Below are 24,691 nucleotides of genomic sequence, written 5' to 3' on the forward strand. Positions count from 1 at the left end.
AAGATGCGAAACCGGAGCATAGCATCACCAGGCGCCGGCAGGAGACAACTGGTACAGGCCAATAATAAGCGCTCACTGATTTCCATGAAGCAATATGCATTCTCTGAGCAAAATGACATCGCCATGGTGACCATCATAATCGGGTTGCTAAAAACGCTCTTACCTTCTGCAGTACGCCTGGTTACTGACGGAAATAAGTGTCTTTCTTGATACCTAATTTTTTTATCCGGGAGGCGAGTGTACTGCCTGGAAGTCCCAGTATTTCAGCGGCACCACCAACACCAAATACCTTCCCGTTACATTTCTTAAGGATCGTAATTATATGTTCTGCTTCCATCCTGGAAAGTGTCTGATCTTCCTGTTCTTCAGGCATCATGGTATTCTTTAGTTCCGGCAGATCCGTTTCGCTGATCGTGTTGTTCTTACATCTGATCAGCAACCTCTCCATTAGATTTTCAAGTTCCCTGATATTACCAGGCCACTGATAGGCCTGCAGCTTCCTGGTGGCCGCTGCGCTCAGAACGGGCGCAGGAAGGCGTCCGATCCGTATGGCAATCTGCTCAAGAAAGGAAACGCTTAATAAGGGAATGTCTTCTTTTCTTTCTCGCAAGGGAGGTAACGCGATCGGAAATACATTCAACCGGAAAAACAGGTCGAGCCGGAAACGTCCTTCTGCTACTTCTTTTTCAAGATGCTTGTTTGTAGCAGCGATAACACGCACATCCACCTTTACGGTTTTACTACCTCCGATATATTCAAGCTCTTTTTCCTGCAAAACGCGTAGCAGTTTACCCTGCAAAGGCATGGGCATTTCTCCGATCTCATCGAGGAACAGGGTACCGCCATCTGCCATTTCAAATTTCCCGATCCGCTTATCTGAAGCGCCTGTAAACGCCCCCTTTTCATGTCCGAACAGCTCTGATTCTATTAACGCTGCCGGTAAGGTAGCACAATTCACGACGATAAAAGGCCGGGCACGCCGGGAAGAGAGCTCGTGAATACTTTTGGCCACCAACTCTTTGCCTGTACCACTTTCACCGAGTACCAGTACTGAAACAGGCGTATGTGCGACTGTCTGCATATCGTCCAGTACCCTCAGCCATACGGGGCTATTGCCAATCAGGTGCCTGAAATGCTGATCAGCCGACAAAGAGGCGGACAGGGCCACTTTCTTCCTACTACCAGAACCTCCGGCAAAACTCGTATCGAAATTGTGCAGTTTATAAAACAGGTCGGTCAATGATCGTTGTACGGCAGATAATAATGATAAATGTGCAGCGCTGTAGGCGTCATATCGCTTATTGTAGAAGGCCAGGCGCACGCCGATACTACCAAGAGTAATAACGAAGGGAAGGTATGACCGTATATCATACCGGTGATGAAGGGCATTTTCCAGTCCTTTCACTTCCAGTAACGCATCAAAAGACGGCTGATTATGGATATCGTCAGCGACAAACGGTCGCAAAGCCTGTCTCTGTACCGAGATTTTAGGCTTGTTGAGCACTTTCGGTAGGTCCTGGTTGGAAATAACCTGGTATTCGTTAAATCCTATTCTCAAAAAGCTATTCCCTTTTGTTAGATTTGTAGCCGGATAAAAGAACTCGTAATACATGAAGTCGAACGGCACAAGCGACTGAAATGCAGCCGGAACGAGCTCCAGAGTGTGAGCGCTCTCCAGATTACTATCAATGATCTGACGTATCTGATTCTGCACTGACATTTCACGTTGAGCAATCACCTCTGTGTGTTGTCTATGCTTATTACGCGCAATGTCAAGCATCATCAGCAGGTCCCTTTCTCTCACCGGTTTTACCAGAAAACCATCCGGATGTGTCTGTTTCGCCAGCTCGAGTATCTCCTGATTGGTACTTGCTGACACATAGATAAATCCGACGTTCCTTTCTGTGAGAAATACGGCAAGATCGGTTCCCATGGCATCGTTATGCAGTAATATATCCAATAGTACCCAGGTAGGACGATATTGCCGGACGGCCTCTTTAGCGTCTTCGATCGTGTCTACTATAGCGCAAATGCTATGGCCCGCCTGTTCCAGCATAAGCCGCAGGTCATTGGCTAATACATATTCATCTTCTACAATGAGTATATTCTCTTTCATATGCTATCGTGAGACATGGTGTCATCCATCCGGAGAAGGTCTCTCCTTATTCATTTCCACACAAAATAGTAAACTTTCCTAATGCTGTTCCTTCATTGGCTGATGTCACCTGCGACTCTCCGCTGAACATCGCACCTACGGACGAGAAGCATCCTGTTCTAACCACTGTGGCAATGGACCATTAAGTACAGGGCAAAGTTTCAGATTAATACGCACAACGACGTTGACATTTGTCAATACTTTTTTCTGGCTTTTATCAATCTTCCGGGCATATGGGCGATTTAGGTTTGCAACATGAAAAGATATATCACTGCCTCACTATCCGGCATCTTGACTAAAATAAGCGTCATTTCTCCGCTAACCATACGAACACTTACCATATCTGTCTTTGCCGTGATGGCGTTTTCAGGACATATGCATGCGCAGGCGCCAACATTACCACCCACCAACCTGGGACTAGCCAACGTTTTCGACGGTATCGCCGGCAAGCCCGGTTTCCTCTACCAGGGATATGTACAGGCCTTCCAGACTCGTGGCATCTACGACCAATACGGTAACAAAGCGGCTACTGATCTAAAGATCAATTCCCTCGTCACGTTACATCAGTTCATCTGCCTGTCAAAGGTAAAAGCACTCGGCGGCAATCTGGGCTTCACCGTGATAGTTCCTGTGGCACAGGTGAGCGCATCCAGTATCAATACCGGCGCCCCCGCTGCAAACCCGAAAGTATGGGGAGACATTATTACAGGCGTAGCCGTTCAATGGTCTGACCGCAAATTATTTGGGAAAGCCTTCTCTCACCGTACAGAACTGGATGTAAGCATACCTACCGGCGCCTTTAATGACGCCTATGCCATTAATCCATCCGCACACCTGTACTCTTTTGGTATGTATCATGCCTTTACCCTTCTGGTGAACAAACAGCTCAGCGTCAGTGCACGTAACCAATTCAATTATAACACCCGCATTATTGACAGCAAAGCACAACCAGGCACTTTCTATAATGGCAACTATTCCGTGGATTATACCATTCTCCCAGGATTGAAGGTCGAAGCGGCTGCTTACTATTTACACCAGTTCAATCAGGACCGGTATGATGGTCACAGTAATTATTATGCCACACAGTATGGAATTACTGATACCCGGGAACGTGTGCTCGGCTATGGTCCTGGCGTCGCTTACTTCTTACCGGGAGGCGGTCTGATGGAGTTGAAGGTATTTTCTGAAACCGCCGCGAAGAATCGTCCGGCAGGTTGGAGGCCGACATTGCGTGTAGCCATTCCTTTAACCAGGTAATGTCACCAACCTTCAGGCGGTTCTCTTGACATTTATCAATGTCTTTTCTTACTAAAAGTCAATGTAGAACAACGCACGATATTCCAACTTTGTGTTATCAAAATCATTAGTAATAAATAAAACAACCATCATGTCACAGATAATATCTACTACAGTAAAAGATGCCAGACTTAGCCAGTACGCCGGTAAAATACTGGCCTTATTCGCCATCGTACTTGCAACAACATTTCCAGCCATTACGGCACGGGCGCAGGATAAGGCGACCCTGTCAGGCGTCGACCATATCGGTATCAATGTCCCTGATCTGCCACAGGCCGTTCAGTTCTTTTCTGATGTGCTGGGCTTTACCGCTGTCACCCAAATTGGCCCGGTATCACTGGACAGCAATTGGAAAAACATGAACCACATGCACGCCGGTACGGGACCTGTTACTATTAAAATGACGAGAGCCGGAGATGGCGCCAACATTGAGCTGTTCTATTATGAGAAAAATGAAGGCAGCCAGCAACAACCTGGTGGCGACGATATCGGCGCAACCCATATCGCGTTCTATACGCCGGATATTAAACAAAGCGTCGCGTATCTCAAGTCTAAAAAGGTAACCTTCCTGGGCGAACCATTTACGATGCCTGTGGGAGACACTGAAGGTGAAACCTGGGTATACTTTCTGACACCGTGGGGTGCTAAAATGGAACTTGTATCCTACCCGAATGGAAAAGGTTACGAGAAAAAACATCCTGCTATCAGGCTATGGTCGCCCGCTGCAAGTACTGAAAAGCCCGCCGCCAATGATACACTCAGCAAGGCACAGTTACAGCAGCTGGCAGCCACACATCTGCAGATCTGGAACACCAGAGATGCGGCTACCCGTCTGACCAGGCTGGAAACACTTTATGCCAGTGATGTTGTCTTTGTGGATGCAGCTTACATCTCTACCGGTTTAAAAGAGCTTAATGACTTCATTGGTCATCTCCAGCAACAGCATAACACCTTCAACTTCTCTCTGGCAAGGATCGATGCTAATCATAATGCAGTTCGTCTCTTCTGGAACTATGGAGACAAGGCTCATCCGGCAGCTGTTAAAGGCATGGACCTGATGCTGGTCGAAAATGGTAAGATTAAATCACTGCACGCCTTCCTGGATACAGTGAACAAATAACAAATCAATATATCATCTATTAAAACCATTCAACTTTGTAATTATGGCAACTCAATCCACCAATGAACAGATTGTCCGTGACCTTTACCAGGCTGCGGAAGTACAGGACGCGAAATTATTTGCCTCCATGTTCACACCAGATGGCTACTTCTGGGACGTTTCAGCCGGAAAAAAATACTACGGGGAAGACATCGGTTTAACCGTTGATATCTACGCCAAGGCGTTCCCTGATATGCACCGGGAGCTGTTAAAAGTGTATGTGCAGGACGAGCAGAATATGGTGATGGTAGAGCTTACCTTAAACGGTACCCACAAAGGGCCGCTTATGTTACCATCAGGCACCATCCCTGCTACCGGAAAAACCATCAATACGCCGTGTGCGGACTTCTTTCTGCTGGAAAACGGGAAGATAAAATCCTTTCATTGTTACACAGCGGCCACGATCCTGTTAAAACAGATTGGCATAATGTAACACAAGGTTTCGTAAGCTTGCTATTGATGAAAGCAAGCTGTAAGCATGACGAATGTGATATCAAATAAAAGGGCCGCTCTTGTAAAAAGGCGGCCCTTCGTGTTATCCGAAAAAGCCCCTACAACAAATGTTGGACATATAATTAGTCCATTGATGGCTATATTCGCAGCTGAACAATGAAAAGCAGGTAACTATATAAACAGTTTCCTATTGCTGCTGCCAATTAAATCTGCAGTATTTAACTTTTGTCAGCACACATTGCAAATGCATGTAAATTTTATACCATACTTTGAGAACTATGCGCGCCTCCACTGCCAGCAGATTGATCTTTATTTCATTCCTGATATTTATCTGTAGTGCTTCCAGGCTCAATGCCCAGCAGGATGCTGTTGTAAATGACCTGTTGCGGGAACTTAAAAAAACCGGGGAAGACAGTACCAGGGCGGCAGTACTCAGACAGCTCGCCGGCTATTATGTCAACAGGCCGGGAGAAGCCGCCGGTGATCTTAACGCTGCTATATTGTATGCCAATGACGCGCTGACAATTAGTAGCCGGTCTAAGTCAGTGAATGGCATGATCAGCAGTCTGGTATTACTCTCTCAGATAACAAGAGAGCTGAAAAACACCGATAAGGCAAAAGCATATATCGACCAGGCATTAGCACAGGTGCCTAAAACCAATCAGGCAGTGGTAATAGCTGATGCTTATCTTGAAAAATCAACCCAGTTTCAAATTGACCCGGAAGCAGACCTGAAAGAAAAAACGCACTACTATGGTCTGTATCTTGATCTGCTGACGAAGATCAGTCCGGGCACCCTCAAATTAGCCGACGCCCTCAAGTATTACGGAGACCTGCTCAACTATGGCCGCAACCCGCTCAAAGCAATGCGTTTTCTGAAACAATCACTTGCTTTGTATCAGCAGTTACACTATGAACGACTGCAGGACATTTATCATCTTATCGGAGCTACCGCCAGCCGTCTGGGTAACACACGGGAAGCGATCGTGCATCTGTTATCCGCAATGAAAATTGCAGAAAAATATCATGACACGACACTGGTCGCTTTTAATATCTATCATGACCTGGCAACCAGCTACAGTGCGTTGAAGAATCCGGCACAGTTTTGCTACTACCTCGAAAAGGCCATGTATATTGCCCGGAAGATTGACCTGGAACTGGAATTATTTGCAGCAGCGGAACTGTCAGTCGGGTATACCAGCTTGGGCAGGTACAGGGAAGCACTCACCTTGCTTGAAAAAGCAATTAAGCGTTGCCCGGAAAGTAACCGTGATCTGCTCGCTATATTAAAAACGCGCCTTTGCGGCACTTACACACAGCAGCATTCCTATGATCAGGCACAGCGGCTGTTCCATGAAGCCAGTGCACTTGTTGAACATGCGGACATACAGGCAGCTACAAGGATCATGCTTGCTGACATTGGTGTAAGTTTATTCTTTGGATTAAAGGACTTTGCCAGGATGGAAAAGAATATCGAGCGACTTGAATTCTTCAGACAGTCCGACAGAACATTTATCATCAGAAGCAGGATCGAACTGTATCGCTTCCAGCTTGACTCTGCCCGGGGACGCTATTTCTCGGGAATAGCCCATTATCAACGCTATAAAATACTGACTGATTCTATCACGAATATAAAGCATGACCGCCAGCTGGAACAGTTACACCTGGAATACGAAACGGAAAAGAAAGACCAGGATATTGTGTTAAAAGCCAAACACATCTCACTGTTAACACTGGAAACAATGCACCAAAAAGAGCAACTGCATAATGAAGCCATCAAAAAGAACTTCGCCTACGGTGTAGGGGCACTAACGCTGTTGTTAATGTGTGTCAGCTTCTGGGGATATAACGTCAAACGACGCTCCAATGAACAGCTCCGGGAACAACAGTTTAAGATCAACCAGCAGAACATTACGCTTAAACAGCTGCTGGATGAGCGTGACTGGCTCTTAAAGGAAGTACATCACCGGGTCAAGAACAACCTCCAGATTGTGATCAGTCTGTTAAACTCCCAGGCATTGCATTTAAGCAACGAAACGGCCAAGCAGGCATTACGTGAAAGCAAAAACAGGATGCAGGCTGTTTCCATCATCCACCAGAAGCTCTACCAGTCAGAGAGCTTCTCAGGTGTTGATATGACGTACTATGTGGGTGAATTGCTTGACTTCATACAGGATAGTTTCTCTGTCCGTGATAAGGTTGAGATAAATGCTGACCTGGATTGTGCAGAAATGGATGTTTCACAGGCAGTTCCTGTTGGCCTGATCATCAATGAGGCTATCACCAACGCAATTAAACATGCCGCGCCTTTTGTCCGGCATCTGGTCATCCATGTCCGTCTGCATTGCGCTGACAATAAAGTAGCATTGACGATCTCCGATAATGGTCCGGGGATGCCTCCAAACGTTGATCCGCTACGCTGTTCAACCTTCGGCATTAATCTGATGGTAGGCTTAGTACGCCAGCTCAGGGGAAAGATCAACTTTGTGCATAGTAGCGGCACGACAATAACTATGGAATTCGAACAAAGCCAGATCCTGGCTTGATTAATCATCTGACCGGACATCTGCTGATAATAGATCAGTCATCTTTCATTGATATTAATCAATAAAGAATTTTAACATTTGTCAATGTTCGCCCGTATGCTGTTGAAGACCTTTGCACAGGAAGGATAAACCCTTCATATTGTTCAAGGCTAAATACAGTCGTATGAAATTCTTTACAAAACAACTACTCAGCAGTAGTATGTTGCTTACACTCGCCGGATTTTTAATGCTGCCGCATCCTGCTTTTACACAGGGAGGCCCCAAGGTAGCCACCAGACATGTTTACGATGGCGCACATATCAATAGCGGCAAGATCGCTGACGAAGCACTGGTAAAACAACTACCCGGATTCACCAATAAATATGCTGCTGTGAACGGGATAAAAATGCACTATGTGATTGGTGGCACAGGTAAATTGCTAGTGTTGCTTTCCGGATGGCCACAAACCTGGTGGTCATTTCACAAAATGATGCCTTCACTCAAGAAAGACTATACCGTCATGGTAGTAGATTACCGTGGGATGGGAAGCTCCTCCAAACCCGCAGCAGGCTATGATAAAAAAACCGTTGCCGGCGATGTATATGAGCTCATCAAATCGCTGGGATACCAAAAGGCCTATGTGGCAGGCCACGACATCGGTGCTCAGGTAGCTTTTAGTATGGCTGCCAACCATCCGGATATGGTAGAAAAGCTGGTGATGATCGATGTTCCACATCCGGATGAGACCTTTACGGCTATGCCTATGCTCCCGGCTATGGGTACGCCCACGGACACACTTGATCCTGCCCGTCCCTATGTATGGTGGTTTGCATTTAACCAGCTGAATGGTTTACCTGAAGACCTCCTGGAAGGACGTGCAGCTATTTTCCAGAAAGCGATCTTCCATTACCTGTTAAAAGACGATGCCGCTATGTCCGAACTGGATCGTGCGGTATATGCCGGCGCATATAATAGCCGAGAGGCCATCCGTGCGGGTAATGCGTGGTATCAGACATTTACCAAGGATGTTGAAGACTACAAGAAATATGCAGTATTGAAAATGCCAGTCCTGGGACTTGGGGGCCCGGGTTATGATTGGCTCAGATTTGTGCTGCCTAATAAAGCATCAGATGTGAAAGTTATCAAAGTGAACAACTCAGGCCATTTTGTACCGGAAGAACAACCCGAAGTCGCCGTCGAAGAAATAAGGCATTTCCTTAATTAATACAGCCGTTGAGTTTTAACAAGCCAATAGGTGTACCTGCTGGATCAGTACATAGACCTATTGGCCAACATCTAATTTGTCATCCGGGAAACTAACCATGAAAAAACGTATTCATAAAATCCTGCGGCAATGGGCAGTCACGTTCATACCCGAAATACAGGCAACCTTCGCCAGGGATATTTCGTTTGCTCGCTCAGTGAAATCGTTGTCCACCACAGCAGATTATATAGATGAACATATGTGGGATGTTCCTTCCGTAGATCATCATCTGCTTGTGCATGATACGGCCATCAGTCATATACAGATCGCCAATGGCCTGATACTGGAGTTTGGCGTGTTCTCTGGCAGTACGATTAACCACATTGCCACACACCTGCCAGATACCAGCATATTTGGTTTCGACTCATTTGAAGGTCTTCCGGAGTTCTGGCGTGACGGTTTCTCCAAAGGCCATTTTGCACTGAATCAGTTGCCAACAGTTGCGCCAAACGTGACCCTTGTAAAAGGTTGGTTTGACCAGACGCTGCCTGACTTCAAAGCAAAGTATGATCAGCCGGTTGCTTATCTCCACATAGACTGCGACCTGTATTCTTCAACTAAAACAATATTCGATCTGTTAAAAGATAATATCGTGGAAGGTACTGTGATCGTGTTTGACGAATATTTTAACTATCCGGGCTGGATGCAAGGCGAGTTCAGGGCATTCCGGGAATTTCTTGAAGAAACAAAGAAGAGTTACAAATATCTTGTCTATAACCGTATGCACGAACAGGTAGCGGTGATCATTACCTAACGGGACGATTCACTTCCGGCAGGAAATAGCAGGTGCCTCATCCCACCCCACGGTACTACTATTGTAATTATTAAAGAGGATCATTGGCTTTTGCAGACCAGTGATCTGATTTATAATAACCATCATCCTATATTTACAGTACAAAGGTCGATCTTTGCATGATGGGATCATTTGTTTAAAGGCACAATCTGGTGTGTCTAAAAGGTCAGATCAAGTGATCGGGCCGGCGCATGCATTCACTTTCGTTATGCAAACCCATTTGTTTGTCTAACGGCCTATTACACTTATTTTGGAATAATGAAAACAGACATTGTATCTTTCAACTTATAAAACAGCCAGCAACATATGTCAATATCTAAAGAATCCGAGTTATTGGGAATGCAGAAAGCGAGCGAAGCCGTTGCATATACCTTAAAAGAAATGAGGACCTATGCCCAGCCAGGGATGAGCACAAAAGAACTGGACGAGTATGGTGCGAAGATCTTATCTGACCTCGGTGCCAAGTCAGCACCTTATCTTACTTACGGATTTCCGGGCTATACCTGCATCAGTGTAGACAATGAATTCTGTCACGGAATACCTTCTGACAGAAGGATCCTGAAAGAAGGAGATCTGATCAATATTGATGTTTCCGCGGAACTGGATGGGTTCTGGGCGGATAACGGCGGGTCATTTGTACTGGGTGACGATATTCACCAACACCAAAAGCTGGTAGACGCATCAAAAGCTATATTGCAGAAAGCGATCAGTCATATCAGAGGGGGCGTTAAGATCGCCGATATTGGACATCTGATGGAAACGGAAGCTAAAAAGAGAGGTTTTAAAGTGATTAAAAACCTGGGCGGACATGGTATCGGAAGAGGGCTGCACGAAGAACCAGGGGAATTGATGAACTATAAGAACCGGTTTGATCTTAGACGCTTTAAAAAGAATTCAGTAGTGGCGATTGAAACGTTTATTTCCACTACATCTACTTATGCCACAGAGTTGAGTGACGGATGGACGATGGTGGGTAATAAGGGTGGTTACATGGCCCAGCATGAGCACACGATCGTAGTGACGGACGGACAACCGATCATCCTGACGGAGATGAATGGAATATTAAATTAGCCCGTATTTTTATCACACATCAGTTCTTTGTTCAAACCGACACATGTAAGGTTTCTACTGAAATAAAAGTATCGGAGAGAGCTCGTTCAGCAACAACGCTTCTCCAAAAAAAAACACCGCAACTCACGTTGCGGTGTCCCCTGTTCTCTCTTATGATTTATAATAGTTCCTTTTAGCTTCCAGCACCGCCTGATCACGATCCCGTTTAAAGGTTCTGATCTGAGACCGGCGTTCCTTACCTGTCAGGTCTTTATCTAACTTAACAGACTCGATCTTGTCTGCATAATCATTCCTGATATTTGCGACCTGTATATCGAGTTTGGTCGGCTGATAAGGTGCCGCCGCATACGGTGCCCCGTAAGGGTAGCCATAAAAACCGAATGGTGAGAAATAAGGACTATAAAACCCACCGCCTACAACTACTGTAGTCCTGGGATAAAATCCACCTCTAAATCCACCTCCATGCATGGGAGGCATTGCTGAAGCTACTTTAACCATGGCTGTCAGAACTAATACTGCTATTATCTTTTTCATGATTGTTGGTTTTTATGATTATTTGACAGTGTTTAATTAAAAAGATTTAATGCCTCCCACAGGTTTAGCATACTGTTAACAGTCAGGCCCGTCCGGCAACTTTTGTATCTTTACCTACTTTTATCATCACTATGCAACATCCTGTTACGTTACTTATACCGGAGAAAACCGATGTGGAGTCTGACCAGATCGTACTGGCCTGGCAGCAATGCGGAGGCGAACTAAGAAGATTGGGAAGATACTGGGTCAAAGATGAACAGCTGAGAGGACGGAATATAGCTATATATGGCAATCAGGAAACATCAGCTGAAGTAATATCCTGATTGGTCAGTTAAAGAAACAAGCCTGATCATACTTTGAGCTTCACCAGCCCCTGCACTCATGTATGACTATATACAAATGCGGCCGGGAATAATACTTCCGGGCCGCAAACTATATACTACCTAAAACCTTCAGGAGAATTATTCTGCCGTCGTAGGATCAATGATCGTCCTGATCTCATTGATGGCATTAGCAGGAAAACCTCCTTTCTGCGCATGTTCCCGGATCATGTCAGCATTAGGAGCAATGTAAACACAATAGATCTTATCACCCGTAACATAACTCTGTACCCACTGGATCTCCGGCCCCATATTCCTTAATACATTACAGGATGCCTGGGAAACGCCTTTCAGTTCATCGGTAGTAAGCCGGCCGGCTCCCGCCAGCTCACGTTCAATTACATATTTCGGCATAGTTGTAGATTTAATTTGTGTAACTATCAGATTGATAACAATCCGGGCGCCTTTTAGTTCTCTGTTGCAAAACAAAAGCCCTTCAGCTGCGAACAACTGAAGGGCGATTAGATCCTGGCAAATACCTCCTACGGGCGGCCTTTCGGCTTAGGAATCGCTTTATTCCTTCCATTCGTGCCCACTGGATTGGCAATAAATGTCCCGTTTACCTTTTTATCAATTTTCTCGGTATATTCCGCATCATATTCGATTCTGCCTTTCCTGATTTCGTAAAACTTCGCAGGCAGATAATAGATCGAATCTGCTGAAGGATGTGGCTCCGCTAGTTCACTACCACCAAATTCCAGCAGTCCGTCATGGTCCCAGTCCTTAATATCTGAGCTAACAGTTGTCAGGATAGAATCCGCAACGGAATTGTTAATGCTGAATACATACAGCCTGTTCTTCTTTGGCCCTGCCTTCACGTCCAGGAACAGGAAAACATTTCCCTTATCTTCTTCAATGCGGTTCCGTTTACTGGCGTAATTGATACTGTCTTCTGCAAAATGAAAGGTCTTATTACCGTTCACAATGATGGTACCCTTGTACACTGAAATCTGCTGCTGCTTACTACTGGTAAAACTTAATCCTGTCTTAGGCTTCTGAGCCAGTACCGGAAGGCTCACCAACAATAGCATACAATATCTGAGTCTGAGACGCATAATGATATTTTTAAATTCAAGCCTGAACTTAAGCAAATTTTGCGGATTTAATATGCTAAGCGCTTTTTTAAAAGGAGCAGCTGGCAGGCTTTGCAGATATTTTTCGGCATCCGATATTAATTCGTTAGCTTCACAATCAATTCATACTCAATATATCTGAGACTGGCATTACACTAGTGAACGGCAATACAACCTGACTGTTACTCCAGATCAACCACCTTCGGGCACACGCAACATTTACACCAGGCAATCTGTCACTTCTTAAATACCACAACATGAAAACTGTTCTGCTCCTGCTATGCATTACTGCATTGGCCACTGCCTGCAATCAGCAACCAGGCAAATCTGAAAGCGGTTACACTGATACAGGTAATACTGTTGTCACTACTACCGATGCGGCACTCGACTACCCCTATAAAATGAGAGAATCCTACAAGGACTGGCAACCTGGTGATAAGAAAAACGGACTGCTCGTCATGAAAATGCTGAAAGCATGGGAAACGAAGAACCTTTCTGAATGTGCTTCCTATTTCGGAGACAGTGTATACTTCAATATGGACTACTTCCGTAAGGTAGCCAGGCATGATAGTCTGCCGGCCATGCTGGAGGAATCCTGGGCCAACTATGCCAGCGTAAAACTGGATGTGGATGACTGGGAATCCGTTATCTCTAAAGACAAAAAAGAAGAATGGGTGACTATCTGGTACAAACAAACCTGGATAGATAAAAAAGGGAAAACAGACTCACTCGCTATTGTCAATGATGCTAAGATAGCGAACGGAAAGATCGTTGTCTTCGATGAAACGATCAGGCATTTTCCAACAGCGAAGAAATAGGCACATTAACACCGTACAAAAGATATGTGCAGCTGAGCCTTCAATGGTAATAACTGTAAAAAGCATAAAAAAAGCTGCCAGTAGTCCGGCAGCTTTTTTCTATACGCTAATTTCGTTTAGTCTGGATTACATCTTCATGCCACCTTCAATCACACCGGTGAGTTTCCTTGTCACCAGCTTGTCTCCATCATAAAAAGACACAGTAGCAGAATCTTTGATCGTGAACTGAGAACCTTTCCAGTAACTAACAGTTCCTTTAAAATTATCCAGCTTCAACAGCTGTCCGGTTGCATTGTTTTGTACCTGTATATATGCAAGTGAAGTAACTTCTTCTTTCGAAAGATTTATGTAAAAAGTGTAGTAGTAATCTGCATCTTTCTGATATCCGATCTCAGTAAAAGTCGCTTTAATTTTCGCATCCGCTGCTTTCCCAAAAATTACAGACAACGTGCAAACAACAGCAAAAAATAACAGGTAAAGTGCTCTCTTGTTCATAGACCTAGGCTTATATTGATAAAATGTTTTCAGAACCCAGATACAATTTAACAAATAATTATATATAAAATAAGCATTTATTGTTTATGGGGATAATTTTTTTCTCTGTCAACGGGGTAAATACACAAAAAGAGCAACACAAACACTGATTATCAATAACTTTCCTACTCGAACCGGTCACCGTGGCCGGGAAATATTTTTTCCCGATATAGGGGGTCCCTCTCCCCTTTTAACCGGCAGAGACCAAAGCAGTTACGATCCCGGAGCACCTTTTTCAGCGGGCTTTCTGAAATCCGGGGTCGCCCCTACGAAAAATAAATACTTTAAAAATTTCTTTAACGCTTGTACGCATATCATGCATTATTTGTTGTCATATAGGAAACGAATAATTTAATTGATAATGCGCATTTGTCTTTTTGATTATCTACAACATTTCATATAGCATTTTATAAAGGATATACAGATGAACAGAATTTTGATGTTTCTCGTAGCGAGTTTGATATCTATGCCAATGTTTGCGCAGGCACCATTTTACATCAGAGGACAACTCGGGAAACTTCCAGCTCCGGCAAAAGTTTATATAGGCTATTCAGTAGATGGAGATATTGTATATGATTCTGCAGATATAGAAAAGGGACAATTTAAAATTATGCAGTACGTGCCTTACCCGGTAAATGCGCTGCTGATGGTAAGTAGGAACGGTGAACCAGTAAATTTCTTCAGCGCGAAAAATGTAGCGCATGTGTATGTCGAACCTGGCGCCAGCATGTGGCTGACTTCAGATGAAGACATCGCCAATTTTGAATCAAACGGATGTAAGTCGCAGGATGACTACGCAGTATATCTGCAATACATGTCTGACATCAATGCAAAGCTCGATGCCCTGACTGCTGAATCATCCAATACCATGTTCTCCGACGTAAGTGCAACCGGCATAGCGGCAAAGAGGAACTATATGGAACGCTTCCGTGCGACGATGGAAGAAAGGAAAACGAGGATGAAAGAATTTATCATTCAGTATCCTGAAATGTATATCAGCCTGGATATCCTGGAAGAATACGCTGGTGCATTCATCGACCACAACGACGTGGAACCACTTTACAAAGTGCTGAACGAAAAGACCAGAAAAACCGTAAAAGGTAAAGCATTCCTGAAGAAACTGCAGGAGTCTAAACTGGGTGCTATCGGTACTGATGCGCCTGACTTTTCTCAGAAAGATCCGGAAGGTAATAAAGTATCTCTTTCGTCATTCAAGGGAAAATATGTACTGCTGAACTTCTGGGGTAGCTGGAACTCCGCTTCCAGAATAGAAACCCAGGAACTGAAACAGATCGTTAAACCTTTCGATAATAAACAGCTGGTTGTGATCAACGTGGGACTCGAAGCACGCAAAGAGCACTGGAATACTGCGATCGCTGAAGACAAGCTCACTGGATACAATGTATCCGATCTGAAGTTCATGAAGAATGAGATAGCACAACTGTACAGAGTATCCGCTGTACCACAGAACGTGCTGATCGGTCCCGACGGCAAGATCATAGCAAGGAACCTGAAGGGGAAGCTGCTGGAAGAAAAGCTGACGGCTTTAATAGCGAAATAATGATGATGTATACAACAGTGGACGACGTGACAAACGGAAACGCTGCTTTTAATTTTGCGACAAGTGAAAAGGGCCTCAGTTTAAACTGAGGCCTTTCCTTTTTTATCAAAGCTTCTTTTTACTATTAACAATGCCCCGGCAAAGGTATATTGTTAACCGCGATCAGGCTATCCAACCTGATCACCAGACCATTGTCCATACGCATGTACTCTACCTTGTTGAGCGCATACACATCCTGAATACGGGCGTTCACCTCATGCTCCTCCCCCGCTTCATCCCGGAAATGGATCAGACACATCGTCCTCATTGTCGCCCAGGCCTCCAGACGATCATAATAATTACAATCAATAGGCTGGTAGGAATTGTTGGCTGCATCCATACAAATGTGTTTTAAAGTTGGCTTAATATATGAATTTCCGACCATTTAATATCCGCTTCAGACCGCTCATAAATGCTTAACAGTGCAGTCGTCCGTGTTGTTCAACAAGTTTACTATTTTACGTCAACAATACAAAGACGATACTATGAAGACATTGTTCCTATCCTTCTGCCTGCTGGCTTCCGGCTTCCTGATGCCGGTCAATGCACACCAGCCGGCAACAACCGATACTACCACCCACGGTGATGCTCCTGCTCCTGTAGCAGCTGTTAATCTTACCATGTTCGGCCGTGGTATTTATCCTGGTGATGATACCACCTATGCTCAATTAAAAACATCCGGTTTCACTACCGTCATCCTTTCCAGCTTCTACATCCATTCCAATGGTGATGTATATTCCGGTGATGATCACAAGGAGCCTATCATCCATGATGGGAAATATGTAGGTAGTAAAGAATGGCTGCAAAGGGTCGCTTCTCTCAAGCAGGCTCCTTCTACCGTTAGCCGCATAGAGATCCTGCTGGAAGGAAGATGGTTCAATCAGCCGCCAAATACCTATGACTACATACAGGACTGGTATGACGCCAGCAAAACCGTTCCGGGCATTGTAACCGGCATTGGTACGAACAGCACATTATATAATATCTGTAAAATATTTAAAGAAGATATTGGTGTTGATGCAGTATGCATTGATGATGAATCCGTCTACAACAGTCTCTCCATTGCTCAACTGGGCGAGATGATCGGACAACTCGGTATGCGGATGACCCTCTGCCCGTTCCGTAAAACGGAATTCTGGAAGGACGTGATCTGCCGATCCAAACCTGGACTCATCGATGCGGTGTATCTCCAGTGCTATGACGGTGGCAGAAACAATGTGCCGGGCCAATGGCAGCAGAAGCTTAACACCGGCCTGCCTATCTATCCGATCTTCCTTTGCCGTGGCGCTTTCAGTAACTGCGGACCGGTACACAACAGTAAATCACCTGCTGATATCAAGGCAGAGATGATCCGCTTCAGAAAAGACTATCCCGGTATGACAGGTGGTGCCATCTGGCAGCTGGCCGATGTAAAAAGCTATATCAGGAATAACTGTGCGGTACAGGACCCACAATCAGGTAGGGCTGTTTCTGTCAGTCAGTATGTAACTGATCTGAAGAATAGTTTACAGGAAGGTCTGGAATAATATAAAAGGGCTCCGGAGATTGTACCCGGAGCCCTGCCCTCAGGGCAGCAATAGCTTGCTTTTCACCGTATCATTATATGTGTTAGACGTTTTTATCCGTGCACCTTGCTTATCATTCATCAATAGTATAAACGTCCCCTTAAAATATTTCTGTATCTCACGTATCTTCAGTTTGTTAACAATAAAACTCCGGTGCACCCGCACAAATACCGCTGGTAACCGCTCCTCAAGATAGGTCAGTGATATATCGATTAACTGCTCTTCTCCCTCCGTATGTACGACCACATATTTCTCTCTCGCTTCCAGATAAACAATATCATTCACCTGTACCAGGTAGATCTTATCTCCTTTCTTTACCGGTATCGTACTGATACGCGCTTCTTCCTGCTGCTCCCGTAACATCATTTTCATCTTTGATAATAATGCCACCTCATTGCCGGTACGCTGTGACACCCTTCTGATCGTCATATCCAGCCGGTCTTCTTCCACAGGCTTCAGCAGATAGTCTAATGAGTTCTTCTCAAAAGCGCGGATCGCATATTCCTCATAAGCGGTGACAAACACGATCATCGGTGCATAGGTCAGCTGATCAAGCACCTCAAAGCCATCAAAGGCAGGCATGCGGATATCCAGGAATACCAGCTCCGGCTGAAGACTATTCATCATTGCCACCGCAGCAGCACCATCCATTGCCTCTCCGACGATCTTTATCTGCGGATAAGACTGTAAGGCTTTCTTCAACCGGTGAATAGCAATCGCTTCATCATCTACCAGCAGCGTGGTGATTGTTTCCTGGAATAACGAGCCGGACATATTTATCTGGAGTATTATTAAGTTCTAAAGTATAATTATCTGCATATAGCAGCTTCAGTTTATTCATCACCATCTGCAATCCCATACCCGTTCCCGGTATAGCTGGAAACCCAGGCCCTGAATCTGCAATGACGATCACCAGTTTCTCTTCTTCAGTATGCATACGTACATGAATAAACCCATCAGTAGCCTGGGTCTCTATACCATGTTTGATCGCATTCTCCACCAGCGGTTGCAGGATGAAAGAGGGCAGCTGTATATGTTGTACGCCGGGTGCTGTCTCTATGTGATAATGCATCCTGTCGCCATACCTTATCTGCTGCATATGCAGGTAGGTCGTAATGATATCCAGCTCATCGCGCACACTGTGGAAGGTCGTGCTATCCTTGTTCAGCGTGAACCGGAAGAACTTCGACAACAACAGCACCAGCTCTTCCGCCTTCGCAGGATCCTCAGGTATCAGTCCTGCGATCGTATTATGCATGTTATATAAAAAGTGCGGATTGATCTTTGCACGCAGCAGCTCCAGTTCAAAAGCCGTTTGCTGTTGCTCGAGCTGTAACAGCCGGTATTGCTGTTGCAGTATCCGTGCATTCGCATGGTTCTTCCACTCTTCACTGATGTATATCGGTATCGCCGTCACCATCACGATCAGCATGTTCAGTATATAGATACTACCTGCGCTGAATGGCTGATACCCTGTACCAGCTATCCGGCCGTATAACATTACCGTGATCTCTGTTCCAATAAGGGCTGCCGCTATCAGCAACATGATCATTATGGTGATCTTCTGCCATTCGGCAGATATCCGGCAGATAAAAAACTGCCGGTAATAAATGACCAGCATCATCAGCGAACCTATACACACACTGGATATAACGGATACGAATATCCGTATAATCCTGTGATCAAAAGTAAAGTAGAGATAGCTGCCAAATGCCCCTCCTATCAGGATGCAGAGTAGCAACGTTCTTATTGCAGCACGCATAGTCAATGTGTCTGAAGTACGGGTTTACGCTGGAAAGACAACTTTCTGCCGCCTAACCTGATAAAGATAACAATAACGCAAGTCAAACCAATCACAGAGGGCATAAACTGACTATAAGGCTTGAACTGCGGAAGCATCGTCCCTCCGAAAGCAGATAGCAGGGCACTCAGTGCACTCATCATCTTGTATACATGCTCATAAATGGCGGCCCGTTTTAACGTGGCAACCGGGAGCAGTCCCCTGGACAGATCGTATACCGTCACCAATACCAGGTAAGCCAGTCCGGAATAGATGATCACCGGTGACCAGTACACACCGGACTGCTGAATATAATGCAGATAACCGCCTGTTAATGCGAGTACAAGAAGCGGTACCACATAGTCCAGCATCGCCAGCGGTTTACCCAACCGGCGCAAGACCCTGATACCACTGAAACAATTATACCCCGCCGTCAGTGTCAGCACCAGCAGGAACATGTTCCGGTTGAAGATGAATACTCCTGCCAGCCCCGTGGCTGTTACAATGATCATCGCGTACATAAAATACCGGCCGAACTGCGTATGTTTCCCCCGTCGCTTGGTCACCATCAACGCCCCTATTCCAGTCAGTAATCCGATGCTGGCCGCCATCACATGGATGATAATATTGCCCTGATGTAATATTTCCATAAAAGAATAATTTACCGGCAAAGCAAGGATATCCTGCACCCGGACACAATGTAATTCCGACAGAAAGGGATATATACCGATGAATTGGTTAAATGTTTCCTAAAATGATCCAATCACCATCCGCATATTGGTCAACCGCACGGTATTCATACTATATTTAAATCGTAATGAATGATCCGGAGCAGAGCGACTATTCATCAACAACAGTACCGGTAGTGTCCTGCCGGCCATCACCCAACCATATGCTGCGGATTACGGACTTTAAAAAATCATACCACCGCCAGCCCGTACTGAATATTCCTTCGCTTCACCTGAATAGTGGTATTCACTGGATCAAAGGAGTGAATGGTTCTGGTAAAAGTACCCTGCTGAAGGCTATCGCAGGAATTATTGATTTCTCCGGGGATATACTCCTGGAAGGGATCAATATCAGGCAGCAGCCGGTCCCCTATAGAAAAAGCGTCAACTTCGCGGAAGCAGAGCCCCTCTTTCCTGAATTCCTTACCGGCAGAGAAATGATTTCACTCTTCACCACTGCTAAACAAGCTCCTCCCGGACAGGCAACCGCCTATCTGGAGCGTATGCAGATGCAGGGGTATCTTGATCAGCCGTTAGGAGGCTATTCAAGCGGTATGCTAAAGAAGCTGTCGCTGGTACTCGCCTTCCTGGGCCATCCTACCCTCATCCTGCTGGATGAGCCCTTGATCACACTGGATGCCGCATCCCTCGATATGCTCTACGGATGGATCAGGGAAAAACACAATACACAGGGTACATCATTTATACTCTCCTCGCATCAGGCAATAGAACAAACAGCTTTGCCTGTCAGTAGTATACTGGAAACAGCCCACCAAACCGTAAAACAGCTTCCCGGATGATCTCACCGCTTACCCGTGTCCTTATCAGGATCTTCTCAACCGGCTTTTACCGGGCCAACGCCGGACTATTGCTGTCTTTCTTTGTCATCATTGTGAGCTATACCATCCTGATCACACCTGCTGGTACGATGCCGCATGAGCTGTTTGAGTTCTCCCAGCTGATCGTTATGCTCACTTTTATCAGCAGCCCGGTCACCCTCAGTATGATCTTCCTGGTATGGCTGTTATATACCGTGCGGAGCTGGCAATATGTGGCGGCACAGCTGACCTTACCGGAAAACGGCTTCCTGTTCTACAGCAGCACGTCACTTTCCTGGTTCAGACAACTATCCAGCTGGTGGTGGATGCAATTTGTCATTACGCTACCGCTGACTTTATACGGGCTGCTGGCGGTGGTATTCGGCATTATCCATCATCATTACCTGTACCCTTTCCTTACACTCATTTATCTCGTGTTGCTAATGACAGTCAGCGCCGTGATCTACGTAAGACTGGCCAACAAACTGTCAGCCGGCGTACCAGAGGTGCTCGCCTTCCGGTGGCCCGTTCGCTGGCCTACCCCCTTTTTCAGTCTCTTTCTCTACCAGATCGTACACCGGCTAAAGACAGGGGGCATCATCACCAAAGTGCTGTCGCTCTTCTGCCTGTCAAGCGGCGTATACGCACTGGCCAGCAATAACCGGCATGATCTGCGGGTAGCAGGACTGGTCGTGCTTACAGCAGTCACGGCTCACCTGTACCTGGTCTACCAGGAACACCGGTTTGAAGGTATGATGCTTCCCTTTGCCCGGAACTTTCCCTACAGCCGTAAACAGCTGTTCGGCTACGCGGTATTGCGGTACCTCTTATTACTGACGCCTGAGATCCTTGTGCTTTTTATACTGGAATCGCCCTTACAGGCCACACTGCTCACGTTATATGCGGTCAGCACGTTGCTGCTGTTCCGAGGCTGGCTGTACCTGACGGGTCTGCAGATGAATATTTACCTGTTGGTAGCATTTATCATGTACATCCTGCTGTTCTGGCTGATCATGTACGGATACCTCTGGCAGTCGGCGGGTATAAACCTCCTGCTGGGCTATCTATTCTTCTATTTGAGATACTACAGGCCCCGCCCGGTCGTGTAAGAAAAACATAGCTCCCTTCTATTTTCAACAAGCTATTGGCCTGGCATGCGCCAGGTATAGGTCAGGGTTGTCCGCCAACGGTGGACAACCCTTTCATTTACAGCTAAACAGCCTGATGTAAACCCCACCTGATCGGCTTATCATCCGGTCACTTCAAGGGCACCAAAAGGGCACTTCAATATCCCGGGGATATTGAAGTGCCCTTTTGGTGCCCTTGAAGTGACCGAAAAGTACCCTGTTCGTATGGAGATCAGACGGGGATCAGGAAGGCAGGTAAGCGTGTATAAACAGCTGTTTCAGACTACCTTTCTGCTATCGTCCGGCGTATACATATAAGCCCCTGATAAAATATGTTGCAGACATATTGATAGATGGTCTTATCGAAAGACAGGACGAAGCCACTATCACTTAATTGTCATTTTAACACTTTATCATTATCTTGGGATTCGCTTTATAATTCCACAATAATGAAACACTGGTTATATCTCGCTTTATTTACCTGCATAACGCATAGCGTTTCGGCTAAATACGATCCGGACTCTGTCTATCTTTTCTCCTACGCCACAGAGAAGAACAATCACCACAACGGCCTTCATTTCGCCTGGAGCAGGGACCAGCAGCAATGGTACCCTATTGGCAATGAATGGGGTTATCTTAAAAGTGATTATGGTCGCTGGGGTGCGGAAAAAAAGATGATCGCCCCTTACCTGATCATCGGACCAGATGGCAACTGGCATTGTGTATGGGGACTGAATGACAGGGAGCATGTCTTTGCCCACGCGGCCTCTCCCGACCTGATACACTGGAAACGCCAGAGTTACCCCCTCATGAAGGGCGGCAACAATGTACTGGCGCCCGTCATCTGGTATGATGCTACCCGGCAGCATTACAGTATCGTTTACAAAACCAGTGAAGGGCAATATTATCAGACGACCACCAAAGACTTCGTTACCTATACGCCGGCAGCAGCAGTTCCTGCGGCAACATATACCAGCAATCAGATAGCTGTCGACCTGCCCGGCGGAAAGGCCACCGGACAGGTACACCGTGTACCCTGGAAAGTAGCCAGTGAGCTGATCCGGACATATGAAGGGAAGCAATATAAGATCACCCAGTACAGTGAGTCATCTGCACAGGACAGCGCCCGCTTTGCCGGTATTAAAAATGTAACCGCTGCTATCAGTATCCAGCCGGAAAAAGCAAAGCCGATCAGCGATCTTTTGTTTGGCGTATTCTTTGAAGATATCAACTATGCGGCGGATGGTGGTTTGTATGCTGAGCTGATCCAGAACCGGGACTTTGAATATGCGCTTTCTGATAAAGAAGGGCGTGATAAACAATGGACCCATACCCATTCCTGGACGCTCCAGGGTGAACAGACGGCTTTTTCTATTGATTCCACCGCTCCCGTGCACGCCAATAACCGTTTCTATGCCGTACTTGATACGAAGGTACCCGGGGCAGTACTGACCAATACAGGCTTTGACGGTATTGCTGTTAAAAAGGGCGATAAATACCGGCTGTCATTATTCAGTAAGCAACGAAACAAACTACTGGTAAAACTGGTGAGTAAACAGGGTGCCATCCTCTCACAGGCTACGCTTACGCTCAGTTCTTCCAACTGGAAATCATCCGCTGTTACACTGACGGCGAATGCCGATGCGCCCGATGCGCACCTGGAATTACAACCATTACAAACAGGCCGGCTGGAACTCGATATGATCTCTCTTTTCCCTGAAAAGACATTCAAGAACAGGAAGAACGGGTTGCGGCCTGATCTCGCTCAGACCATTGCCGACATCCACCCCCGTTTCATACGATTCCCGGGCGGATGCGTTGCGCATGGTGATGGCCTTGGCAATATGTACCGCTGGAAGAATACCATTGGTCCACTGGAAGCCAGAAAGCCTCAGCGTAATCTATGGGGGTATCATCAGTCGGCCGGACTTGGTTATTTCGAATACTTCCAGTATTGTGAAGATATTGGTGCCGAACCTCTGCCTGTGGTACCCGCAGGCGTACCCTGTCAGAATTCCGGCGTTGGCGGAGGCGGTCAGCAGGGAGGTATCCCTATGGCCGAAATGGACGATTATGTACAGGAAGTACTTGACCTGGTAGAATATGCCAATGGCGATATCAATACCACCTGGGGCAGAAAACGGGCGGAAGCTGGTCATCCGGCGCCGTTCCATCTGAAATACATCGGTATCGGTAATGAAGACCTTATCACAGATGTATTCGAAGAAAGATTTACCATGATCTTTAAAGCCATGCAGGCAAAACATCCCGGGATCACGGTGATAGGTACCGTAGGTCCCTTTTACGAAGGTACTGACTATGAAGAAGGCTGGGCACTGGCCAGACAACTGAAAGTCCCTATGGTGGATGAACATTACTATGAAACCGCCGGCTGGTTCATCAACAACCAGGACTTCTACGATAAATACGATCGCTCCCATGCGAAGGTATATCTTGGAGAATATGCCGCACATCTGCCGGGGCAGCAGGTGAACCTGGAAACTGCCCTATCAGAAGCGATCTATCTTACAGGTGTGGAAAGGAACGGGGATGTGGTCAGTATGACTTCCTACGCCCCTCTACTGGCCAGAGAAGGGCATACCCAATGGAACCCTGACCTGATCTATTTTAATAACACCAGTGTAAAGCCGACCACAGGTTATTATGTACAAAAGCTGTTTGGCACGAATACAGGCAATGAATATCTGCATGGCACAGTGACACTTTCTGATCAGCAGCCGGCATTGAATAAACGGGTGTCCATGTCGGTCGTACGCGATAACCAAACAAAAGATGTCATCATTAAACTGGTCAATATTTCACCTTTTAATATTACGTCGGATATCGATCTCGGCGGACTGTCTGTTGCCGGCACGCAAGCCTCTCTGACCGTGCTGCAGGGGCGCCCATCTGCCAAAGATGTGGTACCTGTTGTGTCAACGCTCACAGTTGCGCCGCAGTTTCAAGCAGCGATGCCGGCGTATTCATTCTCAATTATCAGGATCAAAACAAAGTAGA

General features: G+C 46.0%; 25 protein-coding genes. 16 read left to right on the forward strand and 9 right to left on the reverse strand.

What is annotated here, in order from left to right:
• Window positions 1–3: 3 nt before the first annotated feature.
• Window positions 4–210, forward strand: a complete 207-nt coding sequence (locus tag GWR21_RS08925; RefSeq protein ID WP_162331400.1) for a hypothetical protein — start codon at window positions 4–6, stop codon at window positions 208–210.
• On the opposite strand, the gene GWR21_RS31755 is transcribed toward GWR21_RS08925, so the two are convergent.
• Window positions 182–2,116, reverse strand: coding sequence for a sigma-54 dependent transcriptional regulator (locus GWR21_RS31755; RefSeq protein WP_162331401.1), 1,935 nt, complete (start codon window positions 2,114–2,116; stop codon window positions 182–184). The two genes, GWR21_RS08925 and GWR21_RS31755, sit on opposite strands and share 29 nt — an antisense overlap.
• Window positions 2,117–2,124: 8 nt before the next feature.
• On the opposite strand from GWR21_RS31755, the gene GWR21_RS08935 reads away from it, so the two are divergent.
• The 8 genes from GWR21_RS08935 to map all read left to right on the forward strand — a co-directional run bounded on the left by GWR21_RS08935 (window position 2,125) and on the right by map (window position 10,716).
• Entirely contained in the window at window positions 2,125–2,301 is a 177-nt protein-coding gene (locus GWR21_RS08935) for a hypothetical protein (RefSeq protein ID WP_162331402.1), read from the forward strand.
• A 109-nt stretch (window positions 2,302–2,410) separates the two neighbouring features.
• On the forward strand, window positions 2,411–3,412 hold the full coding sequence (locus tag GWR21_RS08940; protein ID WP_162331403.1) for a SphA family protein: 1,002 nt from the start codon (window positions 2,411–2,413) through the stop codon (window positions 3,410–3,412).
• A 130-nt stretch (window positions 3,413–3,542) separates the two neighbouring features.
• On the forward strand, window positions 3,543–4,571 hold the full coding sequence (locus GWR21_RS08945) for a VOC family protein (protein ID WP_162331404.1): 1,029 nt from the start codon (window positions 3,543–3,545) through the stop codon (window positions 4,569–4,571).
• A gap of 43 nt (window positions 4,572–4,614) precedes the next feature.
• Window positions 4,615–5,043, forward strand: coding sequence for a nuclear transport factor 2 family protein (locus GWR21_RS08950; protein WP_162331405.1), 429 nt, complete (start codon window positions 4,615–4,617; stop codon window positions 5,041–5,043).
• 298 nt (window positions 5,044–5,341) lie between these two features.
• Window positions 5,342–7,609 carry a tetratricopeptide repeat-containing sensor histidine kinase gene (locus tag GWR21_RS08955; RefSeq protein WP_162331406.1) on the forward strand — a complete coding sequence of 756 codons (2,268 nt, stop codon included), beginning with the start codon at window positions 5,342–5,344 and terminating at the stop codon, window positions 7,607–7,609.
• 163 nt (window positions 7,610–7,772) lie between these two features.
• A complete protein-coding gene (locus GWR21_RS08960) occupies window positions 7,773–8,813 on the forward strand; it encodes an alpha/beta fold hydrolase (RefSeq protein WP_202929072.1) in 1,041 nt (346 codons plus the stop codon).
• A gap of 97 nt (window positions 8,814–8,910) precedes the next feature.
• A complete protein-coding gene (locus GWR21_RS08965) occupies window positions 8,911–9,606 on the forward strand; it encodes a class I SAM-dependent methyltransferase (protein ID WP_162331407.1) in 696 nt (231 codons plus the stop codon).
• A gap of 345 nt (window positions 9,607–9,951) precedes the next feature.
• Entirely contained in the window at window positions 9,952–10,716 is a 765-nt protein-coding gene (gene map / locus GWR21_RS08970) for a type I methionyl aminopeptidase (protein ID WP_162331408.1), read from the forward strand.
• A 150-nt stretch (window positions 10,717–10,866) separates the two neighbouring features.
• On the opposite strand, the gene GWR21_RS08975 is transcribed toward map, so the two are convergent.
• Complete coding sequence (locus tag GWR21_RS08975) at window positions 10,867–11,250, reverse strand: hypothetical protein (protein ID WP_162331409.1); 384 nt, start codon at window positions 11,248–11,250, stop codon at window positions 10,867–10,869.
• 131 nt (window positions 11,251–11,381) lie between these two features.
• On the opposite strand from GWR21_RS08975, the gene GWR21_RS08980 reads away from it, so the two are divergent.
• Window positions 11,382–11,573 carry a hypothetical protein gene (locus tag GWR21_RS08980; protein WP_162331410.1) on the forward strand — a complete coding sequence of 64 codons (192 nt, stop codon included), beginning with the start codon at window positions 11,382–11,384 and terminating at the stop codon, window positions 11,571–11,573.
• Between the two features lie 138 nt (window positions 11,574–11,711).
• Here the strand turns inward: GWR21_RS08980 and GWR21_RS08985 are convergent, their stop codons facing one another.
• Both GWR21_RS08985 and GWR21_RS08990 read right to left on the reverse strand, forming a co-directional pair.
• Entirely contained in the window at window positions 11,712–11,984 is a 273-nt protein-coding gene (locus GWR21_RS08985) for a DUF4242 domain-containing protein (protein WP_162331411.1), read from the reverse strand.
• Between the two features lie 128 nt (window positions 11,985–12,112).
• Complete coding sequence (locus GWR21_RS08990; RefSeq protein WP_162331412.1) at window positions 12,113–12,685, reverse strand: hypothetical protein; 573 nt, start codon at window positions 12,683–12,685, stop codon at window positions 12,113–12,115.
• Window positions 12,686–12,960: 275 nt separating this feature from the next.
• Here GWR21_RS08990 and GWR21_RS08995 point away from each other — a divergent pair, with 275 nt between their 5' ends.
• A complete protein-coding gene (locus tag GWR21_RS08995) occupies window positions 12,961–13,521 on the forward strand; it encodes a hypothetical protein (protein ID WP_162331413.1) in 561 nt (186 codons plus the stop codon).
• A 126-nt stretch (window positions 13,522–13,647) separates the two neighbouring features.
• On the opposite strand, the gene GWR21_RS09000 is transcribed toward GWR21_RS08995, so the two are convergent.
• Window positions 13,648–14,016, reverse strand: coding sequence for a hypothetical protein (locus GWR21_RS09000; RefSeq protein ID WP_162331414.1), 369 nt, complete (start codon window positions 14,014–14,016; stop codon window positions 13,648–13,650).
• A gap of 463 nt (window positions 14,017–14,479) precedes the next feature.
• On the opposite strand from GWR21_RS09000, the gene GWR21_RS09005 reads away from it, so the two are divergent.
• Window positions 14,480–15,616, forward strand: coding sequence for a TlpA disulfide reductase family protein (locus GWR21_RS09005; protein ID WP_162331415.1), 1,137 nt, complete (start codon window positions 14,480–14,482; stop codon window positions 15,614–15,616).
• Window positions 15,617–15,740: 124 nt separating this feature from the next.
• Here the strand turns inward: GWR21_RS09005 and GWR21_RS09010 are convergent, their stop codons facing one another.
• Complete coding sequence (locus tag GWR21_RS09010) at window positions 15,741–15,995, reverse strand: hypothetical protein (RefSeq protein ID WP_162331416.1); 255 nt, start codon at window positions 15,993–15,995, stop codon at window positions 15,741–15,743.
• Window positions 15,996–16,140: 145 nt separating this feature from the next.
• On the opposite strand from GWR21_RS09010, the gene GWR21_RS09015 reads away from it, so the two are divergent.
• Complete coding sequence (locus GWR21_RS09015) at window positions 16,141–17,181, forward strand: hypothetical protein (protein WP_162331417.1); 1,041 nt, start codon at window positions 16,141–16,143, stop codon at window positions 17,179–17,181.
• Window positions 17,182–17,220: 39 nt separating this feature from the next.
• On the opposite strand, the gene GWR21_RS09020 is transcribed toward GWR21_RS09015, so the two are convergent.
• From GWR21_RS09020 to GWR21_RS09030, 3 genes are read right to left on the reverse strand one after another with little or no spacing between them, the layout of a single operon-like run.
• A complete protein-coding gene (locus tag GWR21_RS09020; protein ID WP_162331418.1) occupies window positions 17,221–17,994 on the reverse strand; it encodes a LytR/AlgR family response regulator transcription factor in 774 nt (257 codons plus the stop codon).
• A complete protein-coding gene (locus tag GWR21_RS09025; protein ID WP_162331419.1) occupies window positions 17,945–18,982 on the reverse strand; it encodes a sensor histidine kinase in 1,038 nt (345 codons plus the stop codon). The genes GWR21_RS09020 and GWR21_RS09025 overlap by 50 nt, the downstream gene beginning before the upstream one ends.
• A 2-nt stretch (window positions 18,983–18,984) precedes the next feature.
• Complete coding sequence (locus GWR21_RS09030; RefSeq protein WP_162331420.1) at window positions 18,985–19,650, reverse strand: hypothetical protein; 666 nt, start codon at window positions 19,648–19,650, stop codon at window positions 18,985–18,987.
• Between the two features lie 167 nt (window positions 19,651–19,817).
• Here GWR21_RS09030 and GWR21_RS09035 point away from each other — a divergent pair, with 167 nt between their 5' ends.
• From GWR21_RS09035 to GWR21_RS09045, 3 genes are all read left to right on the forward strand, one after another.
• On the forward strand, window positions 19,818–20,528 hold the full coding sequence (locus GWR21_RS09035; RefSeq protein ID WP_238430269.1) for an ABC transporter ATP-binding protein: 711 nt from the start codon (window positions 19,818–19,820) through the stop codon (window positions 20,526–20,528).
• The gene (locus GWR21_RS09040; protein WP_162331421.1) at window positions 20,525–21,655 is read left to right on the forward strand and encodes a hypothetical protein; all 1,131 of its coding nucleotides are present in this window, start codon (window positions 20,525–20,527) and stop codon (window positions 21,653–21,655) included. The genes GWR21_RS09035 and GWR21_RS09040 overlap by 4 nt, the downstream gene beginning before the upstream one ends.
• A 467-nt stretch (window positions 21,656–22,122) precedes the next feature.
• On the forward strand, window positions 22,123–24,690 hold the full coding sequence (locus GWR21_RS09045; protein ID WP_162331422.1) for an alpha-L-arabinofuranosidase C-terminal domain-containing protein: 2,568 nt from the start codon (window positions 22,123–22,125) through the stop codon (window positions 24,688–24,690).
• Window position 24,691 lies beyond the last annotated feature (1 nt).

The organism is Chitinophaga agri (assembly GCF_010093065.1).
Classification (GTDB): domain Bacteria; phylum Bacteroidota; class Bacteroidia; order Chitinophagales; family Chitinophagaceae; genus Chitinophaga; species Chitinophaga agri.